The sequence below is a fragment of the Pectobacterium aroidearum genome (assembly GCF_041228105.1).
Classification (GTDB): domain Bacteria; phylum Pseudomonadota; class Gammaproteobacteria; order Enterobacterales; family Enterobacteriaceae; genus Pectobacterium; species Pectobacterium aroidearum.
Window position 1 is genome coordinate 3,417,086 of record NZ_CP166097.1, and the last position, 20,175, is coordinate 3,437,260.

Genomic DNA, 20,175 nt, shown 5'->3' on the forward strand with positions numbered 1-20,175 from the left:
TTTATACCTAAAAGCCGTCCAGCAATGGGCGGCTTTTTTATGCCGTGCCCTCCTGCACGCCCCCTCACGGGCTGTCGCCAGCGACGTTGAAAAACGCACTGTGCGTTTTTTTATCTTTGCAGCCAAATACGAACGCAAGCCTGTGCCAATGCTCGTGTCGGATCGATGCTGATATCTCGCCAGCGTGATGATACCGTCTCCACTGCAGGAGGCACTTCCGTGCAGGCCAGCACTAAACGTTCCGCACCTCGTGCTACCAGGCGTGCGGCAAGCTGATCCAGCAAGCGTCCACCGTGCTGTAATTCTCCGCGTTTTACCGCATAGCATCCCGGCACGAAGAGTGTCGTCATTTCCTGCTCGTCCGGCACCACGGTTTCAGCCCCTAACTGCGCGGCAAAACGCTGCTGATACCACCCGGCGTTAAGCGTTCCGTGAGTCGCGATCAGCCCGATTTTTTGCGGTGCTTTCTTTGCCTCCGCAGGCAGTGTGGTAGCGTGCAACGTGGCATCAGCAATGTGTATCAGCGGCGCATGGCTTTCCTCCGCCAGCGCATCAAACCAGTGGTGTGCCGTATTGCACGGCACCACGATATGGCTGACCGACAAGTGGTTAAGCTGCCGAACGGCATGCAAAAGCAGCGGCAACGGTGATTCGCCCGTTCCTGCCAGTGCCTGCTGGCGGTCTGGAATCTGCGGCACAGTCCAGGCAACCACTGGCACATGATCCTGATCGCGGCTGGCTGGTGTTTCTTCAATGATTTTATGCAGCAGATCGACCGTCGCAAGCGGCCCCATGCCACCCAGCACACCAATCAGCGGCGAACTCATTGTGCGGCCGTCTGTTCAAACAGTTGACGGTAACCAAACAGTCCGGCTGACCCACCGGTATGGATGAAGACAATGTTTTCATCGGCGCGAAAATGTCCCTGACGAATCAGATCGATCAGCCCCGCCATGCCTTTGCCGGAATAGACCGGATCGAGCAGAATCCCTTCCAGTTGCGCCAGCAGCCTGAGCGCCTCCAGCGTTCCTTCGGTTGGAATACCGTACCCTTTGCCAACGTAATCACTGTTCACCTGCACAGCACTGCGCGGCAGCTCACCCGGAATGCCAAGCAGTTGCCAGGTGCGCTGCGCTAATGCGTAAACATTCTCTTCCTGCTTCGCTTTCGGCGCTCTGACGCTGATGCCTAACAAGGGAATTTGGCTATGCGTCGCCGCCAGCCCGGTAACCAATCCCGCCTGCGTACCTGTGCTCCCCGTCGCATGCACAATATGATCGATGCGCAGGCGCTGCTGGCTGGACTGAAACAGCAACTCTTCCGCACAGGCGACATAGCCTAGTGCGCCTACCGGACTGGAGCCGCCGCCGGGAATGACATAAGGTTTCAATCCTTCTTTGCGCAGCGATTCTGCCAGCGTTTCCATCGCCTGCTGCATGTCCGTTCCAGCGGGCAGATGATCGATAATTTCACCGCCAAGCAGATGATCCAGCAGCACGTTGCCGGAACGCTGGTAGTCTTCGCCGTAGTCCTCCACGCGCTTTTCCAGCAGTACTTTGGTTTTCAGCCCCAGCTTTGTCGCCGCCGCAATGGTTTGCCGTACATGATTAGACTGCGTCGCGCCCTGCGTGATAATGATATCCGCGCCCTGCTGTTGCGCATCGGCTAACAGGAATTCCAGTTTGCGGGTTTTATTCCCACCCGTTGCCAGTCCTGTCGCATCGTCACGTTTGATATAAATCGTCGGCCCGCCCAGATAGGCAGACAGATTCGGCAATGCCTCCAACGGTGTAGGAAAATGGCCCAGTGACAAACGGGGGAATCGGGCAAGGTGCATAATATTCTCCTGAAATTCGGATTACAGATTAAGGTGACGACGCGCTTCTTCACGAACGCGATGTAAAATACGCTGCTTCAAGGCGGCGTAGTCAGGGTGCTGTGCCAGAGTTTCAATGTCTCTTTCGCGGCCAAACGGCAGTGGGATTGCTTCTGCAATACGGCCAGGACGCGCGGACATCACCAATACCCGGTCAGCCAAGAACAGCGCTTCATCCACGTCATGCGTGACAAATAACAGCGTCGTGCCGGTTTTTTGCCAGGCAGATAGCAGCAGTTCCTGCATCATCAAACGGGTTTGTGCATCCAGCGCACCAAACGGCTCGTCCATCAGCAACACCTCAGGGTTCGGCAGCCAGGCACGAGCCAGCGCCACCCGCTGTTTCATTCCGCCAGAGAGTTGCCAGGGGTAGTGCTGTTGGAATCCTTCCAGCCCGACCAGTGCCAGATAATTTTCTGCTTCACGCTGAAGCTGAGCTTTATTTGCGCCCTGCATCCGTGGTCCAAACGTCACGTTTTCCAGCACGGTGAGCCAGGGAAATAAGTTGGCCTGCTGAAATACCATGCCGCGCGAGGGGCCCGGACGACGAACAGGTTCATCGCCGCACAGTACGCGCCCCTTATCGGCAGCTTCAAAACCGGCGATCATATTGAGAATGGTGGATTTGCCGCAGCCGGAAGGACCCAGCAGCACCACAAATTCACCTTTAGCGATCTGGAGAGAAACGTCATCCAGCACCGTTAGCGGGCCGCGTTGTGACGGAAATGTGAGACTAACGCGCTCCACAACAATGTGTGGCGCAACGGGCTGAGAAGATTCTGTCATGATGATTTCCCCGCCCACGGCACGAAGACGCGCTGTGCACCAACCAATAACAGATCGAGCACATAGCCAATGCCGCCTAATAATAAAATGCCCAACATAACGATATCGGTACGCAGATAAGCGCTGGCGTTCATGACCATCCAGCCAATGCCCGACGTGGCCGCAACCATTTCTGCCGCAATCAGGGACGTCCAACCGATACCGATAGCCAGTCGCACCGTGGTGAACAACTCCGGCAGCGTATCGGGCAAAACGACGTGGAAAAAGATCTGTCGGCGACTGGCGCCGAGCGTTTGTGCGACGCGGATACGGGAACGTTCCACGCGCTCAACAGCGGCACAAGCCCCCACCACGACGCTGAGAAACGTCGCGATAAAGATCAGGAAAAATTTGGATGCCTCACCGATTCCCAACCAGACTACCGCCAGCGGGATCAGTGCGATTTTAGGCAGTGGCCGGAGAAACTGAACGAAAGGATTAAAAACGGCAGCAATCGGAGGCGATAGCCCCATCAACAGGCCAAGCGGGACACCCAGAATAATGGCGACGCTGAAAGCGCTTAGCGCCCGAGCGACGCTGACGGCAATATGCTCCCATAGCGGTACCTGCCGATAGCCATCCTGCGCCAGTTCCCCAGCGGTCAGGATGATATCTGACAGTGGTGGTAGCAGCAGCGGATCGACCCACTGCTTCGCGCCCGCCACTTGCCACAACGCGAGCACCGCCGCCACAGACGCGATACTCAATAATACATAAGACGTTCTTTTCACGACCCGTTAATTCCCTTTCGCAGCCTGCTTCAGATAAGAGGAATTAATGGAGTCGGCGAACGATGCAGGGATATCGCGTTGGCGAACTTCGCCGATACTCTCCAGAAAATGCGCCGTTTTTGCGACTGCCTGACCAATACCGCTGCGATCGGTGTTGCTACCTTCACCCAGCCACTGTGCCGTCGCCTGCTGTTCCAGCGTCGGGTATTCCAGCCCTGACAGCGTATTGGTTGCCGTCGTAACAGGCGCACCGACTTCTTTTGCCACAATCGCCGCCGCTTTTTCCGGATCCTGACGGAACTCATCCACTTTCAACTGGTGTACGCGCAGGAAGCGCGCCACCGTTTCAGGGTACTGCTGGGCAAAAGCCTTTCTAACCACATAGTTGTTGTAAATCAGATAGCCATCTTTTTGCAGATCTTTGGTCGCAAAAATCGCATGCCCGGCGGAGGCTTCCAGCTCCTGCGCGAATGGTGCCCAGACGTAGCCTGCATCAATGTCGCCACGCTTCCATGCCGCCACCATCTCAGCCGGACGTAGCGGAATAAGGGTAATGTTGCTGCGGTCGAGTTTATTCACCGCGATTGCCGCTTCCAGCGCGTACTGGGCTGTGGAATTTGGCGGATAGGCGACACGCTTACCTTCGATATCTTTCAGCGTGGCGATACCAGACTTGGCAATCAGGCGCTCGTACGTGGCGATCACGCCAGATACACCGACGATCTCCACCGGCAGTTTCCTGACAATACCGGCTGTCGCCGGGCTGGAACCAAAGTTGGCGATATCTATTGCATTACTGGCAAAATAATTCAGCGCATCAGCACCAGAAGCAAACTGCACCCACTTTACTGGCGCACCCAATGCTTTTTGCAACGAACCATCGGCTTTAGCTAAGACTAATACCTGCGAACCGCCACTGTAGGCTACGCGCACCTCATCAGGATGCTTTTCCGCCGCCAGTACAGATGTCGTGATTAATAACAAGCCACTGACGCCGACAACACTCAATCTATTTTTCATTATTTTTCCCTATGGAGTTAAATAAAAAATCAGTTAAATAAGTTAATAAATAATTAATTAATACATCAGGCCACTTTTTTATTTAAATAAGAGAGTTGTCCCCAACTGACATCATCGACAAAAATACCGTTCTCCTGCCGCTGGCGATAGGTTTGTTTTTCTTTATCGCCCGGCAGTAATAATTCATTATCATCGCGGGATTGGCGCACCCATTCTAATAACGCAGGTATTTCCTGCTGATAGGTGGCCGCACCGCCTAATTTCTGCGGATCGATTAAAATCGACAGCATACTGTTAATAATCTGCTTGCCCTCGCCTTTCGCCGTGCGCTCGGTTTTCCCACCGGTCAGCGCCGCACCCAGTAAAGAGCAAACCAGCGAGAGCCCCGATCCTTTATGCTCGCCAAACGGCAACAGCGCGCCCAAGGGTTGTTCCATCAGCCAGCGAGGATCGACCGTCGGGTTACCTTCGTTATCGACGATACAGCCGGGCGCGACCGACTTGCCCTCGTTCCAGGCGATACGCGCTTTATTACCTGCAATCACGCTGGTAGCAAAATCCAGAATCACCGGATCGTCCTGTTCAACCGGAATCCCTGCACAGAACGGGTTCGTCCCGAAGCGCGCCTGCTGCCCCTGCCACGGCAGCACCACTGGTTTGGTATACACGTTGGCGAAATGCAGCGATACCAACCCGGCTTCTGCGGCCTGTTCCGCCCACGCGCCGATACGCCCCAAATGGTGTGCGTTGGCTAAACTTACCACCGCCAGACCGTGCGTTTGCGCACGCGCAATGCCTTCCGTCAGTGCCTGCTTCGCGACCACCTGCCCGAAGCCCTGCTGCCCGTCAAACGAAATGAGCGGACCGAAATCCAGCGTTTTCTCCGCCAGTGCGTGAGGCGCAAGCCCACCTTCCCGAATGGCGTCGATATAGCGCGGCAACATACTGACGCCGTGCGAGTCATGCCCTTTCAGGCTGGATTCAACGAGATTATCCGCCACCGTTCCTGCAATTGATGCATCGACATCATTCTCTGTCAGGCGGTCACGTAAATAATCGCGTAAATAATGATGAGTAAAGACAGGCATATTTTTCTCGGTATAAAGAATGATAATTAACATTGTCGCCACTATAACGCGCAGATTTTTATCCATAACTGACAAATAAGACTATCTATAGCGAATATTTAGCTAAGGCGGTTATTTACTTGTTTTCTCTTATTCATCACCAATTAAAATCGCCTTTCTTCTAACTTATTCCAAAAAACACTTTATCAGCGACACGCCAAGAAAATAGGATGCCTTCTTTCACACATCCCTTATTACGTATTCTTTATTGAAAGAATAAATGATGGCTCTGAGCTGCTTTATTGCCGATTCAATTACTATTAAAAATGAGACAACAATGATGAATCACTCACTCCCCGCGAAAAAATCGACACGTTTCACACGCCTTGCTGCCCTGATCGGCCTGACGCTAACGGCCTTTGGCGCCAGTGCGGAAGGCAGCATCAGCATTGCGCAACAGTTTGGCATTGGCTACCTGATTCTGGATGTGGTGCGCGACCAGAACCTGATAGAGAAGCACGGTAAGCAGCAGGGCCTGGATATCAAGGTAGACTGGCGCACACTTTCTGGTGCGACGGCGATTAACGAAGCACTGCTATCCGGCGCGCTGGATGTGGCCTCCGCCGGGGTTCCTCCAATGCTGACCGTATGGGATCGCACACAGGGCCGCCAGAATGTGAAAGCAATCGCCTCGCTCGGTTCGATGCCCAACTATTTACTCAGTAATAACCCAGCAGTGAAATCTATCCGAGATCTGAGCGATAAAGACCGTATCGCCGTGCCTGCGGCAGGTGTAGGTTTTCAGTCTCGCACGCTGCAAATCGAAACCGCGAAGCTCTATGGCGCGGAAGATTTCAAACGTTTCGATAAGATTTCTGTCAGCCTACCGCATCCCGATGCCAGCGCGGCGCTGATCGCAGGGGGTTCCGAAATCAATGCACACTTTTCCAGCCCACCGTTCCAATATCAGGCGCTGGAACATGCCAATGTGCACAAGATCCTAAGCTCTTATGACGTACTGGGCGGTCAGGCAACGTTCAACGTGCTCTACACCACGCAGAAATTCCATGATGAAAATCCGAAAACCTACCGCGCCTTCTATGAGGCGCTGAAAGAAGCGTCCCAGATTATCAAAGCAGATAAAGTCGCGGCGGCAGAAACCTATATTCGAGTAGAAAAATCGAAGCTGGATCCTGAACTGGTCAAACGTATCGTCGCCGATCCCGAAATCGATTTCACTATCACGCCAGAACGCACCTACGTTTATGCCGAAAAGTTGCAACAGCTTGGCGTGCTGAAAAACAAAGCCGCCTCCTGGAAGGACTATTTCTTTGCTGAAATCCACGACCAACCGGGTAGCTAAGCGGTCAGCATGACCCCATTCGACAAGCATATCGTCGCTACGCAGGAGAACAATATGACACACCACTCCCACGATACCGTCGCCCAGCCGCTGTTGCAGGTTGATGGCGTCGGACTGGAATACCGAACCCGTCGCAGTTTGGTTCGCGCCACCCATGATGTGAGTTTCGACGTCTTTCCCGCCGAGCGCTTTGTACTCTTAGGGCCTTCAGGCTGTGGTAAATCCAGCCTGCTCAAATCTATCGGCGGTTTTTTGTCTCCGGTAGACGGCGAAATCCGCCTTGAGGGTCAACCAGTCACACGTCCGGGCCCGGATCGCATCATGGTCTTTCAGGAATTTGATCAGCTGCCGCCGTGGAAAACTGTGCTGGAAAATACGCTGTTTCCGCTGGTTGCCAGCCGTCAGGCAACACGAGCCGAAGCCGAGGAACGCGCGCGTTATTTTCTCGATAAGGTCGGGCTGGCGAAATTTGCCGATGCCTATCCGCATACGTTATCCGGTGGAATGAAGCAACGCGTCGCCATCGCGCGGGCGCTGACCATGCAGCCGAAAGTGCTGCTCATGGATGAGCCATTCGCCGCGCTGGATGCGCTGACCCGACGCAAAATGCAGGAAGAACTGCTGGCGCTGTGGGAAGAGGTGCGCTTCACGCTGCTGTTTGTCACTCACTCGATTGAAGAAGCGCTGATCGTCGGCAGCCGGGTCTTGCTGCTCTCCCCCCACCCGGGTCGTGTGCGAGCGGAAATCAACTGCCATCAGTTCGCGCTAAGCGACCAGGGCAGTGAAGCTTTTCAAACCACCGCACAGCGTATTCACCATCTTCTTTTTCCAACTGATACTGACGTGCCTTCACCCGTCACCTCTACGCAAGGTAAATCTTATGAGCATACAGCCCCCCGTGCGGCCCGAGTATCAGCGTGAACTGGCACCGCTGAAAGACTTCACACTGACCCAGCCTCTGCCGCTGACCACGCGCCTGTGGAATCAGACCTGGATTCGCAAGCTGGTGCTGTTGGCAGGGCTGCTATTGCTGTGGGAGTTCGCCGCACGCTGGCAAAACAACGATCTGATGTTGCCGGGTTTCCTGCAAACCTTTCAGGCATTTCGTGACGATCTCGCCAGCGGCGAACTGCCGCATAAGATGGTGGTTTCCCTCGGCACATTGCTAAAAGGCTATGTCATTGGCAGCCTGCTGGCACTGGCCCTCAGCGCATTGGCGGTATCCACCCGTTTCGGACGCGATCTCTTAGGCACCCTAACCTCCATGTTCAACCCGCTCCCTGCGATTGCGTTACTGCCGCTAGCGCTGCTGTGGTTTGGACTGGGAGAAAAGAGTCTGGTCTTCGTTCTCGTCCACTCCGTGATGTGGCCGATGGCGTTGAATACCTATTCCGGCTTTCTCTGCGTTTCGGAAACACTGCGTATGGCGGGTCGCAACTACGGCCTGACAGGCTTTCGCTATATCAATGCCATCCTGATCCCTGCTGCGCTGCCGTCGATTCTCTCCGGTCTGAAGATCGGCTGGGCATTTGCCTGGCGTACCCTGATCGCCGCTGAACTGGTCTTCGGCGCATCCAGCGGCAATGGCGGTTTGGGCTGGTACATCTTCCAGAACCGTAATGAACTTTATACTGACCGTGTTTTCGCCGGGCTGGCGTCCGTCATCATCATCGGGCTGCTGGTTGAAGGGCTGGTGTTTTCCACCATCGAAAAGGTCACGGTGAAACGCTGGGGAATGCAGCGCTAAACGTCATTCTGGTTATGCGAAATCTAGCCATTGATAACCAGAATTGTTCTTTTGCGGCGCTCGATATCGCTGTTACAACTGATTTGTCTTTTCCCACAGAGATGAGAGATCGCGAACATGATTGCAATACAAGCGCCACAAACCTATCTGAATCGTGACGGCGTCATTCGTTCTGTCGGTGACTATGCGGCTCCCTACGCCAACACCATACTGATTATTACCAGTCCACAGGCATGGAAAACGACGGCGGATGCTGTCGAACGCAGCCTCAATGAGCACGGCTTACGCTATCAGGTCGAGTTTTTGCCGGGTGATTGCACCAAACCCGCGATCGAGGCGCTGACCGCACAGGCGCGCGCCTTCAACGCAGAACTGATTTTAGGCATTGGCGGCGGGCGTGTGCTGGATGTCGCCAAAGCCGTCGGCGACATTGTGGGACAGTTGCCCGTCGTCGCCGTCCCCACCATTGCCGCTACCTGCGCCGCCTGGTCACCGATCAGCGTGATATATAGCGACAGCGGTGCGCACAACGGCCCCTTTCCGCTGACGCGGTTACCGGTGTGGGTACTGGTGGACAGCGAGATCATCGCTCACAGCCCTTCGCGTTATCTCAAAGCCGGTATCGTGGATGCGCTGGCGAAGTGGTATGAATTCCAACCTTATTTGCGCCACGGCGATGACGGGCTGGCATTAGCGCTTAAAGCACAGGCGGCGAAGCTGGCTGTGGAAACATTTAATACGTATGGCGAACAGGCCATCGCAGATAACGAGCAAGGTCTGGTCACGCCGACGCTGCGCCGTGTGATCGATGCCGTTATCGCGCTGGCGGGCGTCGCGAACAGTATGAAAGATGAGGTGCCACGCATCGGCGTTGCCCATGCCATTCACAACAGCATGACGCGCCTGCCGGAGCTGCACGACTGGCTGCATGGTGAGAAAGTAGGTTTTGGTCTGGCCGCACAGGCCTTTCTGGAACACGATAACGATGCCGACCGCGAAGAACTCTTCACCCAACTGCGTCGCTACGGCAGCCCGATAACGCTAAGCGCTCTCGGTCTGAACGAACGCCCACAGCTAGTGGAAAACATCGCGCAGCACGTGAAAATCGCACCGAAAATTGCCTCACGACTGCCTTTCGCCACAGACGTCGAACGAATCCAACAGGCGCTGTGGCGCACGCAAACGTTAGAAACGGGTGTGATCAATAGCCACGCGGCCTAGTTGATAATCACCCTTCAAAATGGAAACGGGTGCATCGAATAACCGATGCACCCGTTTCTCTTGTTCTTTCCGGCATTATCCCTGCTGGGCAGGCTGCGTACTGATTCCCTTTATTTCGCGCTCGTAGGCCTGTGCTTTTTTCTCATCAAACTGGTGTTCCCACTTAGCGATGACCAGCACCGCCAGCGCATTCCCTACCACATTCAGCGCGGTACGCGCCATGTCGAGGATACGGTCAACGCCCGCAATGAATGCCAGACCTTCCAGCGGAATCCCGACGCTACCCAACGTAGCCAGCAGCACAACAAATGACACACCCGGTACGCCGGCAATGCCTTTGGACGTCAACATCAGCGTCAACACCAGCACGATTTCCTGCCCAATTGACAGTTCGATGCCGTATAGCTGCGCGATGAAGATCGCCGCAATACTCTGGTATAGCGTCGAGCCATCGAGGTTAAAAGAGTAGCCGGTCGGTACGACGAAGCTGGTAATCGACTTCGGCGCGCCATAGGCTTCCATTTTTTCGATGATACGCGGCAGCACGGTTTCTGAACTCGCTGTAGAGTACGCGAGGATCAGTTCATCTTTCAGTATGCGGATCAGCATTGTAATACGTAGCTTACACAGCCGAGCAACGATGCCGAGCACCACCAGCGCGAAGAAGAAAATCGCGGCGTAAACCAGCATAACCAGCTTGGCCAACGGCCACAGCGACGCAAAACCGAAGTTGGCCACCGTAACGGAAATCAGCGCAAATACCCCAACCGGTGCATAGCGCATGATCATGTGGGTCACCTTGAACATCGTTTCCGACACGCCGCGGAAGACGTTCAGCAGCGGGTCACGGTGATCTTTCGGCAACGAAGAGAGCCCCAAACCAAACAGCACGGAGAAGAAAATAATCGGCAGCATTTCACCGTGTGCCATCGCCGCGAAGATATTCGGTGGGATCAGCGACAGCACCGTCCCCACCAGACTGTGCGAACCGCTCTGCACCTGCTCGGTGGTCTTTTGATACTGCGAGATATCCACGGCGGTCAGCGTCGACATGTCAATGCCGTGGCCTGGTTGGAAGATGTTCGCCAGCGTGATGCCCAGGATAATCGCCACCGTCGTGATAATTTCAAAATAGAGAATGGTTTTGAAGCCGATGCGCCCAAGCTTTTTGGCATCCCCTACACCCGCAATCCCGACAATCAATGTGGCGATCACGATCGGGACAACAATCATTTTAATCAGGCGGATAAAGATGTCGCCCGCAGGGCTAAGAATATTGCTGATGAGCCACTGGCGGCTTTCTTGTTGTTCATGCAGCACGGCACCGAGTGCAATACCAAGAACCAACGCGATAAGGATTTGCCAGGCAAGGCTGATTTTTTGTGTTTTCATCGTCATTTTCCGTTTTAAACTCCCCGCCATCACAAACATGGCGCTAGCGCGACTCCGGCGCAATGCGAACCGAAAAAATCAACGTGGAGGTGACTGACTATTGAGAAGGATGTCTGATGGATTATCCCGCATCTTGCAAGCTGCACACGCGCGGTTCAAAACGCACACGTTTTATCCTGCCGCTCGAATGATTTAGGGTAATTTTTCTATTATGATACAAAAACCGTTAACATAATTATTCAATAAAAACGCACAAGTATTTGTATCACTTAACAAAAATACAGACATAAGTTATTGTTATGGCAGGAATGCTACTATTCCAGCACGATCAGATCAAGCAGATTGTCGGCACGATAAACCATATTTATGCTGAATCGAGCCCAGAAAACGGCAGGCATCGCGCTACAAGAAATCGCGGCGAAATCGAAAGGAAAATGTCAGCCCAACCAGAAAAAACGCTGGCTGGGCATCGGGTTAGGAAACGATGCTGTTACTCAGATTTGGTAATCAATCACCGCTTCATCGTTATCCGAGAACACCTTATCTTTAATCTCATCCAGCGACAGTTCTGTATTACACAGCTGAATAAATTTCCAGGCATAGTTACGCTGTAACTGACCCTTTTTTAATCCCAGCCAGACGGTATTCGCTTCAAACAAATGCTCGGCATTTAACCGCACCAACCCGGTATCGCGCGCGGGATCGTACGACATATCGGCCACAATCCCGACGCCGAGCCCCAGCTCAACATAGGTTTTAATCACATCCGAATCCTGCGCGCTCAGCGTAATATCCGGTGACATCCCCACGGCCTGAAACGCACGATCCAAACGCGAGCGACCGGTAATTCCCTGACGATAGGTAATCAGCGGCTCCGCATTGAGCATCTCTAGCGTAATAACCCGCTCCTGCGTCAGCGGGTGATCCTCCGGCACAATGACGGAATGGTGCCAGCGATAGTAGGAGAACGCTGCCAGCGAGGGGTCGTTAATCAACTGCTCACTGGCAATACCGATATCCGCTTCACCGGAATGGAGCATCGCCACGATCTCATCCGGCGTGCCCTGATTCAGCACCAGACGCACCTGTGGGTACAGAGAACGGAAGGCTTTAATCACCGGCGGCAGGCTGTAACGCGCCTGCGTATGCGTGGTCGCGATCACCAACTGGCCGGTATCGTTATTGGTGAAAACATTCGCTAGCCGCCGAATATTGCTGGCGTCATTCAGAATGCGCTCCGCCACCACCAGCAGCTCTTTTCCCGGTTCGGTCATACCTAACAGGCGTTTGCCACGACGAATGAAGATTTCAATCCCCAGCTCTTCTTCCAGCTCGCGGATATGGCGGCTCACGCCGGATTGAGAGGTAAACAGCGTATTCGCCACCTCGGTCAGGTTGTAATTGCACCGTGCTGATTCACGAATAATCTTCAGTTGCTGAAAGTTCACCTTTCACTCCCTTGTCCTTTATTACAGATAGCAATATTGATGCAAGTAATGAGAGCCAGAACAAATAAGCAAATGGAGTTGATTATATTTTTTTATACTAACGGTATGTCTGCCGCACAGCCTTACCTAACAAGAAATAGACATAAATTTTAAAATCAAAAAGTTAGACAACGCTACTTTTGTCACGCGCGCGCCGTCAATCAACCATTTCGCTATGATTTATGCCTTTCTGATCTATTTATCCCGGCGTTTTTATCCGCTTTTTCAGCATTTCCGCTCACGCTAAATAGGCCACACGACTTCAAGCTGACGTGCTATCGCTGCTATGATGGAAATCAGAATGAGAGACAAGGTGACAACATGCAGGGTGTTCCGGAACAATTTACCGATGAGAGAGACTATGCCCAGTTCCGGCATTTGCCGACGCTGCCCGGCATTGAGCTTTATCACGCGCACATCTGCCGTTATGCCTTTGAACCACACACGCATGAGGCGTTTGGTATTGGCACCATTGACGACGGCGCAGAGCAATTCCGCTACCGTGGCGCCAAGCATATTGCACCTGTCGATTCACTCGTGTTGATGAACCCTGATGAACTGCATACGGGGGAATCAGCGACGGAAGACGGCTGGCGCTATCGCATGATCTACATCCCGCCCGATGTGCTGGAGAACGTCTCCGGTGAGAAAGGCTGGTGGTTTACCGATGTCGTGCGCCACGATCCCGCAACGGCACGTCAGTTGGCGATGACGCTGGCCGCGATGTGGCAGACAACCGACCCATTAACGAGTGAAAGCCTGCTACTGTCGTTGATTGAACTTTTCCGACCACATGCGCACATCGCGCAACGCCAGATGATTGAACCGCTGCACCGCTTTGATGTAGTGAAAGCCTACCTGCGGGAGAACTTCGCTCATCCCGTTACCTTAAAAGATCTGGCGGCGCTGGTGTCCCTAAGCCCATATCATTTTCTGCGCCAGTTCAAAGCTCAGTATCACGTCACGCCACACCAGATGCTGATGGCAATTCGGCTGTATGAGGCGAAACAGATGCTGACGCGCGGTATGGCGGCCGCTCATGTCGCCATCGCCGTCGGGCTAACCGATCAGGCACATCTGACACGCACCTTCGCTCAGCGCTATGGCGTCACGCCCATTCGCTACCAAAAGCAGGTTTATCCGGTTCGGCGTTAACCTCCTCCCTCGGATAATAAACAGCAATATCCTACAATAATTCACCGCCGACTCCCCCTAGACTGGCGCGATGCATTATTGTGAAAAAATGGGTTTATCATGTTAATCGGTGTTTTATTTGCGCTAGCCGCCGGCCTCATGTGGGGGCTGATTTTCGTTGGGCCGCTGATCGTACCGGACTATTCTGCTGCCTTGCAGTCCACCGGACGCTATCTGGCCTTTGGACTGATTGCCTTACCGCTGGCGTGGCTCGATCGTCGTCGTCTGCGTCAGTTAACCCGTCGCGACTGGCTGGAAGCCACGAAACTCACGGTTATCGGTAACTTGCTGTACTACTTTCTGCTCGCCAGCGCCATCCAGCGTACCGGCGCGCCGATCTCGACGATGATTATCGGCACCCTTCCCGTGGTGATTTCCGTTACCGCCAATGTGTTGTACAGCAAGCATGATGGCCGCGTGGCCTGGCGTCGGCTGCTGCCCTCGCTGCTGCTGATTGCGGCCGGTCTGGTCTGCGTTAACATTGCGGAACTGAAAGGAACGACCGTTGAATTCGATTTATGGCGCTATGCCAGCGGCATTGCGATGGCATTTTGCGCGGTCATTTGCTGGACCTGGTATCCGCTGCGTAACGCCCGCTGGCTCCGCGACCACAAAGACAATACGCCGACCACCTGGGCTACAGCGCAAGGGCTGGTCACGCTACCGCTGGCACTGCTGGGCTATCTGCTGGTATGCGGTCATCTGGCGCTAACGGACAGTACCTTTACGCAGCCGTTCGGCCCGCGACCTGAAGTTTTTATTCCGCTGATGATTGCGATTGGGCTGTTTTGCTCATGGATCGGTACGCTGTGCTGGAATGAAGCCAGCCAGCGCCTGCCGACAGTGCTGGTAGGGCCATTGATTGTGTTTGAAACGCTGGCGGGGCTGGCCTACGCCTTCATCATCCGGCAATCCTGGCCACCGCTGCTGACGCTTTGCGGCATCAGTTGTCTGATTGTCGGCGTGATCTACGCCATGCGGGTGAAACCGGAACCTGTGGTGGTAGCCGTCCCGGTGCCGGTTTCACGGACAGAGTAAACGCACGCCTGACACACTGTGAAAATAGCCGGCCTTTATGTCCGGCTTGCCAGCTTCTGGAATAGCGCGGTCAGTTGCGCTTCATCTCTTGCGCCCTGATGCTGATCGGTCACCTTGCCGTTGGCATCAATGATAAATGAGGTCGGCGTGCCGCTGACCTGATAACGCTCTTTGGTAATGCCCAACTGATCGCGCACCACCGGATAGGTCACGTTATGGTGCGCCAGCATTGACGTGATATCCACGCCGTCAGGATCGGTGTTCACCGCGACCACCACCACTTTATCGCCATACTCCTGACTCAGCTTCTCCAGCGCGCCCATTTCAACCATGCAGCCGCCGCAGCCCGATGACCAGAAATTCAGGTACACGCTTTTCCCCTGCCAGCGCGACAGATCCACCTGCTGGCCAGCTAAATCGTAGGCCGCCAGTGCCGGTGCCTGCGCCCCAACGCTCACCTGTTCTTCCTTACAGCCGCTCAGCGCCACGACGCCCAGCAGGCAAAACGCAGTAATCCCGTTACGCCATTTCATGATGATTGACCTCTTCACCAAAATACTTGCCGTGTTGCAGGCGGATAATGCGGTCAGCAAACCGCCCCAGCTCAGGGTTGTGTGTCACCATCACAATGGTACGCCCCTGCCGGTGCAGATCTTTCAGCAGATCCAGCACGCGTTGTTCGTTCTCTTCGTCCAGATTTCCCGTTGGTTCATCAGCGAAAATCACAGGAGGCTCGTTCACCAACGCACGGGCGATACACACACGCTGCTGTTCACCACCGGAAAGCTGGCTCGGTAAGTGATTCACGCGATGCGCCAGCCCCACCTGATCCAGCACGCGCTGTGCCACCGCTTCATCGACCACGCTGTGGTAATGCTGCGCCAGCATTACGTTCTCCAGCGCGGTCAAAAACGGAATCAGGTGGAACTGCTGAAAGACCAACCCAATCTTATCAGCACGAAATTGACGCCGTCCTTCCTCGTCCAGCGCAGCCGCATCGACACCATCCAGCAATACCTGTCCTTCGCTCACCGTATCCAGACAGGTAAGAATATTCATCAGCGTGGTTTTACCCGAGCCAGACGCGCCCATGATGGCGACAAACTCGCCACGCGCAATGCGGATATTGATGTTCTCCAGCGCGGTAACCTGACCAAAGCGTTTATAGAGCTGGCGAGTTTCAATCACCGCCTCCGCTGCCTGTGCCTTTTCCTGCACATTCACCTCTACAGACATCGAGCTACTCTCCTTTCAAGACTTTGGCCGGTTCGACATAAATCGCCCGCCGGGTGGGAACCACCGCCGCTACCGCAGCAACCAGCAATGATAGCCCCAGCGTGAGCGGGAATACCGGTAAACGCAGCGAGATTGTTGCGTTGAAGACGGCCATCCCCAGCACCTGTGCCAGCAGATAACCCAGCAGCGAACCACACACCACGGCCGCCAGCGCGATAATGCCGGTTTCCGCCAGCATCTGCCGAATAATGTCTCGTCCGCTCGCGCCCAGCGCTTTCTGTAGCGCAAACTCGCGCGCGCGTTCCCCGACAATCGCCATCAGCGTAGTGTTGACACACAGTGAAGACAATACGAGGATCACCGCCGATACCAGTCCCATCAGCCCTTTGATTTTATTCAGCACCTGGCCTTCCGACGCCGATACTTTCAGGATCGGGCGGATCTCCAGTTGCGGATACTGCTGCTGGAGTTGGGCGGCGAAGCGATCGACCTGTCCCAGATCGTTGCTGACGCTCAGCAGCGCATTACTGATCGCGCCTTCTTTATCCAGCCACTTCTGCGCCAGCTCCAGATTGACGATCAGCATGTTGTCCGTCGCATCGCCGGATTCTACGATGCCTTTGATCTGCAGCCGCTGTTTCCCGCCGTCGCCCACCAGCGTGATGCTGTCGCCGACGTTAACGTTCAGCCGCTGCGCCAGCTTCACCCCGATCATCGCATTACGATCGTCGAAGCTCACGCCAATCCAGTTACCCGTGACCTGCCAGTACGGCGCCAGTTGCCGCAACGACTCGAACCACACGCCCATCAGCACCACTTTTTCCAGCTCCGTACGCGCCATACCGTACAGATAAGGGCTGGATGCATTGATCAAGCCAGATGGCGCGTTGTCGATAATCGGCTGAAACGTACTCTGTGGGATCGTATTGCCCCGCGCCGGACCGATGTAAAAATTCGCGCCGAAGGTACGCAGCTCCTGGCTCATCTTGGCGTTGATATCGAAATAGACGGCAGACATCGCCGTCACAATCGCCGCCCCGACCATCAGCGCCGCGAACACCACGCTGACGCGTTGCATACGTAACCGCAGCGCGCGGAACACCAGCCGCCAGAACATACTGTTCATCCAGCTATTAGCGCCCATACAGCACCTCCACCGGATACAGCCCGGCAATCCGGCGCGCCGGGAACCACGTTCCGATGATGGCAATTAACACCGAGATCACCAGTACGCAGGGAATCACGATCCACGCGAAACTCAGGGGTACGCCGAACAGCATCAGGCCAATGGCTTTCGCCAATCCCCAGCCTGCGACGCAGCCCGCGATCCCACCGGCCAGCCCGCTCAGTGCCGCTTCGAGATAAAACAGCAGCATGATCTGCCACTGGCGAGCACCCAGCGCTTTCATCAGCCCAATCTCTTTGGCACGTTCCATAATCGTGCTGGTCATCAGCGAGGCAATTCCCATTGCAGAAGCGACCAGTGCCGCGAAGGTCACCACCGCCAGAAGCAGTTGGATCTTGTCGATCACCACGCCTTCCGAGGCAGCAACCTGCCAAATGGGACGCACCACCGAGCCAGAAATGGCTTCTTCCAACTGGTGCGCAATCGAAGAGACATATGCGGTGCAGTACCAGAGGTCATACTCTTCGGCATTCAGCGCTTCCAGATTTTCCCGCGCCCGCCGCGACAGTTCGTTTTCCGGCACGGTTAGCGCCGACACACGAATCGCCTGAATTTTACCGGCCAGCCCCAGCAGCGATTGCACCGTTGCCAGCGGCATGACCAAACGGCTTTCTTCATCACCCCCGCTGCTCAGAATGCCGCTCACCTCTACCGTTGCGTCCCCTTTTGCGCCGTGCAGCGCGAGTTTATCCCCGACTTTCCAGCCCGTTTGCGCCGCCAGCTGTTTTCCCACCAGCGTCTGCGCCACATTTTCCACCGTCACCGGTTCCTGCGGCCACTGTCCGGCCACCTGCCAGTAAGGGCTAACGGTCATTTGTCCCGTGCGGTAGTCCTCTTCGTCCGGCACGGAGACAGGCTGAGAAAAGAAGGTGCCCAGCACCGCAACCGGCTGTCCGTTGATCTCAACATCACCGCTCAACAGCGGCGCAAACCCGACAATGTTATTGCGCCAGAAGATATCTTTGATATTCGGCAACTCGGCTTCGTCAAGGAAGTCTTGCCCTTCCAGCGGATTACTGCGTTCGCCAAACAACGCAGGCAGCGCCGCTTGCCCCGCGGGCTCAATCAGAATATTCGCACCGTAGGACTTCAGCTCGCGCGCCATTTTGTCGCCGATGTCGATGGATACCGCCAGCAGCGCGGAGATCAACCCCGCCGCCAAAAATACGGTCAGCACCGCCAGCGATTTACGCCGAATATTTCTGCGCCAGGACTGACGTAACAGTCGCCACAGCATGATTATTCCCCCTCAGCCTGCTCGCCAGTTGCCGCTGCTTTGGCTGTGGCAAATTTCGCGGGACTTTCGCGGAAGCGGTTATAGTTGGCCTCCGACGAGAAGAAGTACGTTTTACCGCCGTAGCGATATTTATGCTCCGCATTCACGTTGGTCAGTTTTGAACCATCAACCGGATCGATGACGTCCATCGATACCACCGTCGAGAAGTAGTTCGTGCCGGCCGCCAGTGACGCGCGCCCAATCACCAGTTCATTATCGTCGTTGCTCCACCCTTCAATCGGCACCGGATTACAGCCGCCCGCCTTGCCGATAGAAGGAATGAAAATATGCACCCCGCAGGCAACACAAATGACCTGATTGCCTTCCATCACATAGCCCTGATCGCCGCACAGCAGGCAGGCATCAAACACCACGCCCAGACGCAGGCGATCGGGATAGCGGTTAATGATGAAAAAGCGCACGGCCTTGCCGTCATCAGCAATCCACACGAAGCGATGCAGCTTGCCATCACGCACTTGTTCAATCGGAATATGTACTTTGCCATCCGCCGCCAGCGTCACCGGCTGTGCTTCCGACAGACGAGGCGGCTGTGACGCAACCTTGTCCCAATAGAGCTGAGCCAACACCACCACCAACAGCGCCGTGACCGTCGCCAGCAGCGTGCGGCGTACTGTGCGATAACCGGCCGTCGCCTTACGCTTTTCAATCGCTTCATGTTCAGCCAGCATCTGACGACGCGCATGCAGCAGCGGCCAGACCAGCCCCACGGCCAACGCCGCCATGAACAATGCACTGAGGTAATTTAATAAATACGCGCTGTTGGTAACATGCGCCACGTAGCTCAGGCGCGGCTTGGTGAGCCCCAGCACCTGTAATTTCATCAACAGCAGCAGTAAATTACCGCTGATCGGTAGCAGTAGCAGTGCGACTAACAGCGCAAGAAGCGGCCAACGCAGTAAACGAATGCGGCGCACAATCATGCCGCACAGTGCGGCACAGAACACCAGCCAGCCAAATGCCAGCACCACGGCGCTGAAATTCAGCAGCAGATCGGTATTCACCACATGGGTGGTCGTCAGCGCGGTCAAATTGGGATCGTTGCCCCAATGCACCGCCGAACCTGCCACCAGAAGCGCCTGCCACAGATAGCCAAGACGAAGGTGGGAAAAACACTGACAGACCAGAAACAGGATCAAGGCAAGCGCCTGAAGCGCCGTAAACCCCAGCAAAAACGCCTGCCCGTTAGGAAAATGCACGCCAATAAACGTACCGGCGAATAGCGCCAGCAGTGTGATCCAGCTCAGCGGCCCGATCGTCGGCGTAGAACGATGGCTCCAGTTCAGCCCCAGCAATAGCGCTATCGGCAGGAAGGATTGGAGGGTCGTGATAAAGAAATAACTCATATATCCCCGTCACCTTTCAAGTTACAGGTGCGTCGGTTGAGTGTGATGTCTGGTGGCACCCGTGCCCTAACCGAAAAATCACCGCCTCTGCGGGCTGCAATAACATCCCCGCAGAGGCGTGAACATGACCGCGATAGAATATCGCGGGCAGA

The 20,175-nt window shown here is 55.0% G+C and carries 20 protein-coding genes; 7 read left to right on the forward strand and 13 right to left on the reverse strand.

Features of this window, described 5'->3' with window-relative positions; genetic code table 11:
• Positions 1 to 110 precede the first annotated feature (110 nt).
• The 6 genes from AB8809_RS15580 to AB8809_RS15605 all read right to left on the reverse strand — a co-directional run bounded on the left by AB8809_RS15580 (position 111) and on the right by AB8809_RS15605 (position 5,540).
• Entirely contained in the window at positions 111 to 827 is a 717-nt protein-coding gene (locus AB8809_RS15580) for an amino acid racemase (protein WP_349854857.1), read from the reverse strand.
• Positions 824 to 1,837 carry a D-cysteine desulfhydrase gene (locus AB8809_RS15585; RefSeq protein WP_180777177.1) on the reverse strand — a complete coding sequence of 338 codons (1,014 nt, stop codon included), beginning with the start codon at positions 1,835 to 1,837 and terminating at the stop codon, positions 824 to 826. The genes AB8809_RS15580 and AB8809_RS15585 overlap by 4 nt, the downstream gene beginning before the upstream one ends.
• Before the next feature lie 21 nt (positions 1,838 to 1,858).
• Complete coding sequence (locus tag AB8809_RS15590) at positions 1,859 to 2,662, reverse strand: ABC transporter ATP-binding protein (protein WP_015839675.1); 804 nt, start codon at positions 2,660 to 2,662, stop codon at positions 1,859 to 1,861.
• Positions 2,659 to 3,432: an ABC transporter permease gene (locus AB8809_RS15595; RefSeq protein WP_180777179.1), complete on the reverse strand. Its 774-nt coding sequence runs from the start codon at positions 3,430 to 3,432 to the stop codon at positions 2,659 to 2,661. Before AB8809_RS15595 ends, AB8809_RS15590 begins: the two co-directional genes overlap by 4 nt.
• Before the next feature lie 6 nt (positions 3,433 to 3,438).
• Positions 3,439 to 4,452, reverse strand: a complete 1,014-nt coding sequence (locus AB8809_RS15600) for a glycine betaine ABC transporter substrate-binding protein (RefSeq protein ID WP_349854860.1) — start codon at positions 4,450 to 4,452, stop codon at positions 3,439 to 3,441.
• Between the two features lie 65 nt (positions 4,453 to 4,517).
• A complete protein-coding gene (locus tag AB8809_RS15605; protein ID WP_349855481.1) occupies positions 4,518 to 5,540 on the reverse strand; it encodes a malate/lactate/ureidoglycolate dehydrogenase in 1,023 nt (340 codons plus the stop codon).
• Positions 5,541 to 5,859: 319 nt separating this feature from the next.
• Here AB8809_RS15605 and AB8809_RS15610 point away from each other — a divergent pair, with 319 nt between their 5' ends.
• The 4 genes from AB8809_RS15610 to AB8809_RS15625 all read left to right on the forward strand — a co-directional run bounded on the left by AB8809_RS15610 (position 5,860) and on the right by AB8809_RS15625 (position 9,850).
• On the forward strand, positions 5,860 to 6,882 hold the full coding sequence (locus tag AB8809_RS15610; RefSeq protein WP_043881904.1) for an ABC transporter substrate-binding protein: 1,023 nt from the start codon (positions 5,860 to 5,862) through the stop codon (positions 6,880 to 6,882).
• A gap of 54 nt (positions 6,883 to 6,936) precedes the next feature.
• Complete coding sequence (locus tag AB8809_RS15615) at positions 6,937 to 7,803, forward strand: ABC transporter ATP-binding protein (RefSeq protein WP_015839670.1); 867 nt, start codon at positions 6,937 to 6,939, stop codon at positions 7,801 to 7,803.
• Positions 7,763 to 8,629 carry an ABC transporter permease gene (locus AB8809_RS15620; RefSeq protein ID WP_349854861.1) on the forward strand — a complete coding sequence of 289 codons (867 nt, stop codon included), beginning with the start codon at positions 7,763 to 7,765 and terminating at the stop codon, positions 8,627 to 8,629. Before AB8809_RS15615 ends, AB8809_RS15620 begins: the two co-directional genes overlap by 41 nt.
• 117 nt (positions 8,630 to 8,746) lie before the next feature.
• Positions 8,747 to 9,850, forward strand: coding sequence for an iron-containing alcohol dehydrogenase family protein (locus AB8809_RS15625; RefSeq protein WP_349854863.1), 1,104 nt, complete (start codon positions 8,747 to 8,749; stop codon positions 9,848 to 9,850).
• Positions 9,851 to 9,925: 75 nt separating this feature from the next.
• On the opposite strand, the gene gltP is transcribed toward AB8809_RS15625, so the two are convergent.
• On the reverse strand, positions 9,926 to 11,242 hold the full coding sequence (gene gltP / locus AB8809_RS15630; protein WP_181847507.1) for a glutamate/aspartate:proton symporter GltP: 1,317 nt from the start codon (positions 11,240 to 11,242) through the stop codon (positions 9,926 to 9,928).
• A gap of 366 nt (positions 11,243 to 11,608) precedes the next feature.
• Here gltP and AB8809_RS15635 point away from each other — a divergent pair, with 366 nt between their 5' ends.
• Positions 11,609 to 11,749, forward strand: a complete 141-nt coding sequence (locus AB8809_RS15635; protein WP_155116469.1) for a hypothetical protein — start codon at positions 11,609 to 11,611, stop codon at positions 11,747 to 11,749.
• On the opposite strand, the gene cbl is transcribed toward AB8809_RS15635, so the two are convergent.
• Positions 11,737 to 12,690: an HTH-type transcriptional regulator Cbl gene (gene cbl / locus AB8809_RS15640; RefSeq protein WP_015839666.1), complete on the reverse strand. Its 954-nt coding sequence runs from the start codon at positions 12,688 to 12,690 to the stop codon at positions 11,737 to 11,739. The two genes, AB8809_RS15635 and cbl, sit on opposite strands and share 13 nt — an antisense overlap.
• Before the next feature lie 360 nt (positions 12,691 to 13,050).
• On the opposite strand from cbl, the gene AB8809_RS15645 reads away from it, so the two are divergent.
• Both AB8809_RS15645 and AB8809_RS15650 read left to right on the forward strand, forming a co-directional pair.
• The gene (locus AB8809_RS15645) at positions 13,051 to 13,884 is read left to right on the forward strand and encodes an AraC family transcriptional regulator (protein ID WP_349854865.1); all 834 of its coding nucleotides are present in this window, start codon (positions 13,051 to 13,053) and stop codon (positions 13,882 to 13,884) included.
• Positions 13,885 to 13,983: 99 nt separating this feature from the next.
• Positions 13,984 to 14,961: a DMT family transporter gene (locus tag AB8809_RS15650; protein WP_180777183.1), complete on the forward strand. Its 978-nt coding sequence runs from the start codon at positions 13,984 to 13,986 to the stop codon at positions 14,959 to 14,961.
• Between the two features lie 35 nt (positions 14,962 to 14,996).
• On the opposite strand, the gene AB8809_RS15655 is transcribed toward AB8809_RS15650, so the two are convergent.
• The 5 genes from AB8809_RS15655 to AB8809_RS15675 are packed head-to-tail and all read right to left on the reverse strand — an operon-like array spanning position 14,997 to position 20,023.
• Positions 14,997 to 15,494, reverse strand: a complete 498-nt coding sequence (locus AB8809_RS15655) for a TlpA disulfide reductase family protein (protein WP_015839663.1) — start codon at positions 15,492 to 15,494, stop codon at positions 14,997 to 14,999.
• Positions 15,481 to 16,197, reverse strand: coding sequence for an ABC transporter ATP-binding protein (locus AB8809_RS15660; RefSeq protein WP_349854868.1), 717 nt, complete (start codon positions 16,195 to 16,197; stop codon positions 15,481 to 15,483). Before AB8809_RS15660 ends, AB8809_RS15655 begins: the two co-directional genes overlap by 14 nt.
• Positions 16,198 to 16,201: 4 nt before the next feature.
• Positions 16,202 to 17,341 (reverse strand): FtsX-like permease family protein, encoded by a 1,140-nt coding sequence (locus AB8809_RS15665; RefSeq protein WP_308415876.1) that lies wholly within the window; start codon positions 17,339 to 17,341, stop codon positions 16,202 to 16,204.
• Entirely contained in the window at positions 17,331 to 18,620 is a 1,290-nt protein-coding gene (locus AB8809_RS15670) for an ABC transporter permease (protein WP_349854871.1), read from the reverse strand. Before AB8809_RS15670 ends, AB8809_RS15665 begins: the two co-directional genes overlap by 11 nt.
• Positions 18,621 to 18,622: 2 nt before the next feature.
• Positions 18,623 to 20,023 (reverse strand): Fe-S-containing protein, encoded by a 1,401-nt coding sequence (locus AB8809_RS15675; protein ID WP_256553590.1) that lies wholly within the window; start codon positions 20,021 to 20,023, stop codon positions 18,623 to 18,625.
• Positions 20,024 to 20,175 lie beyond the last annotated feature (152 nt).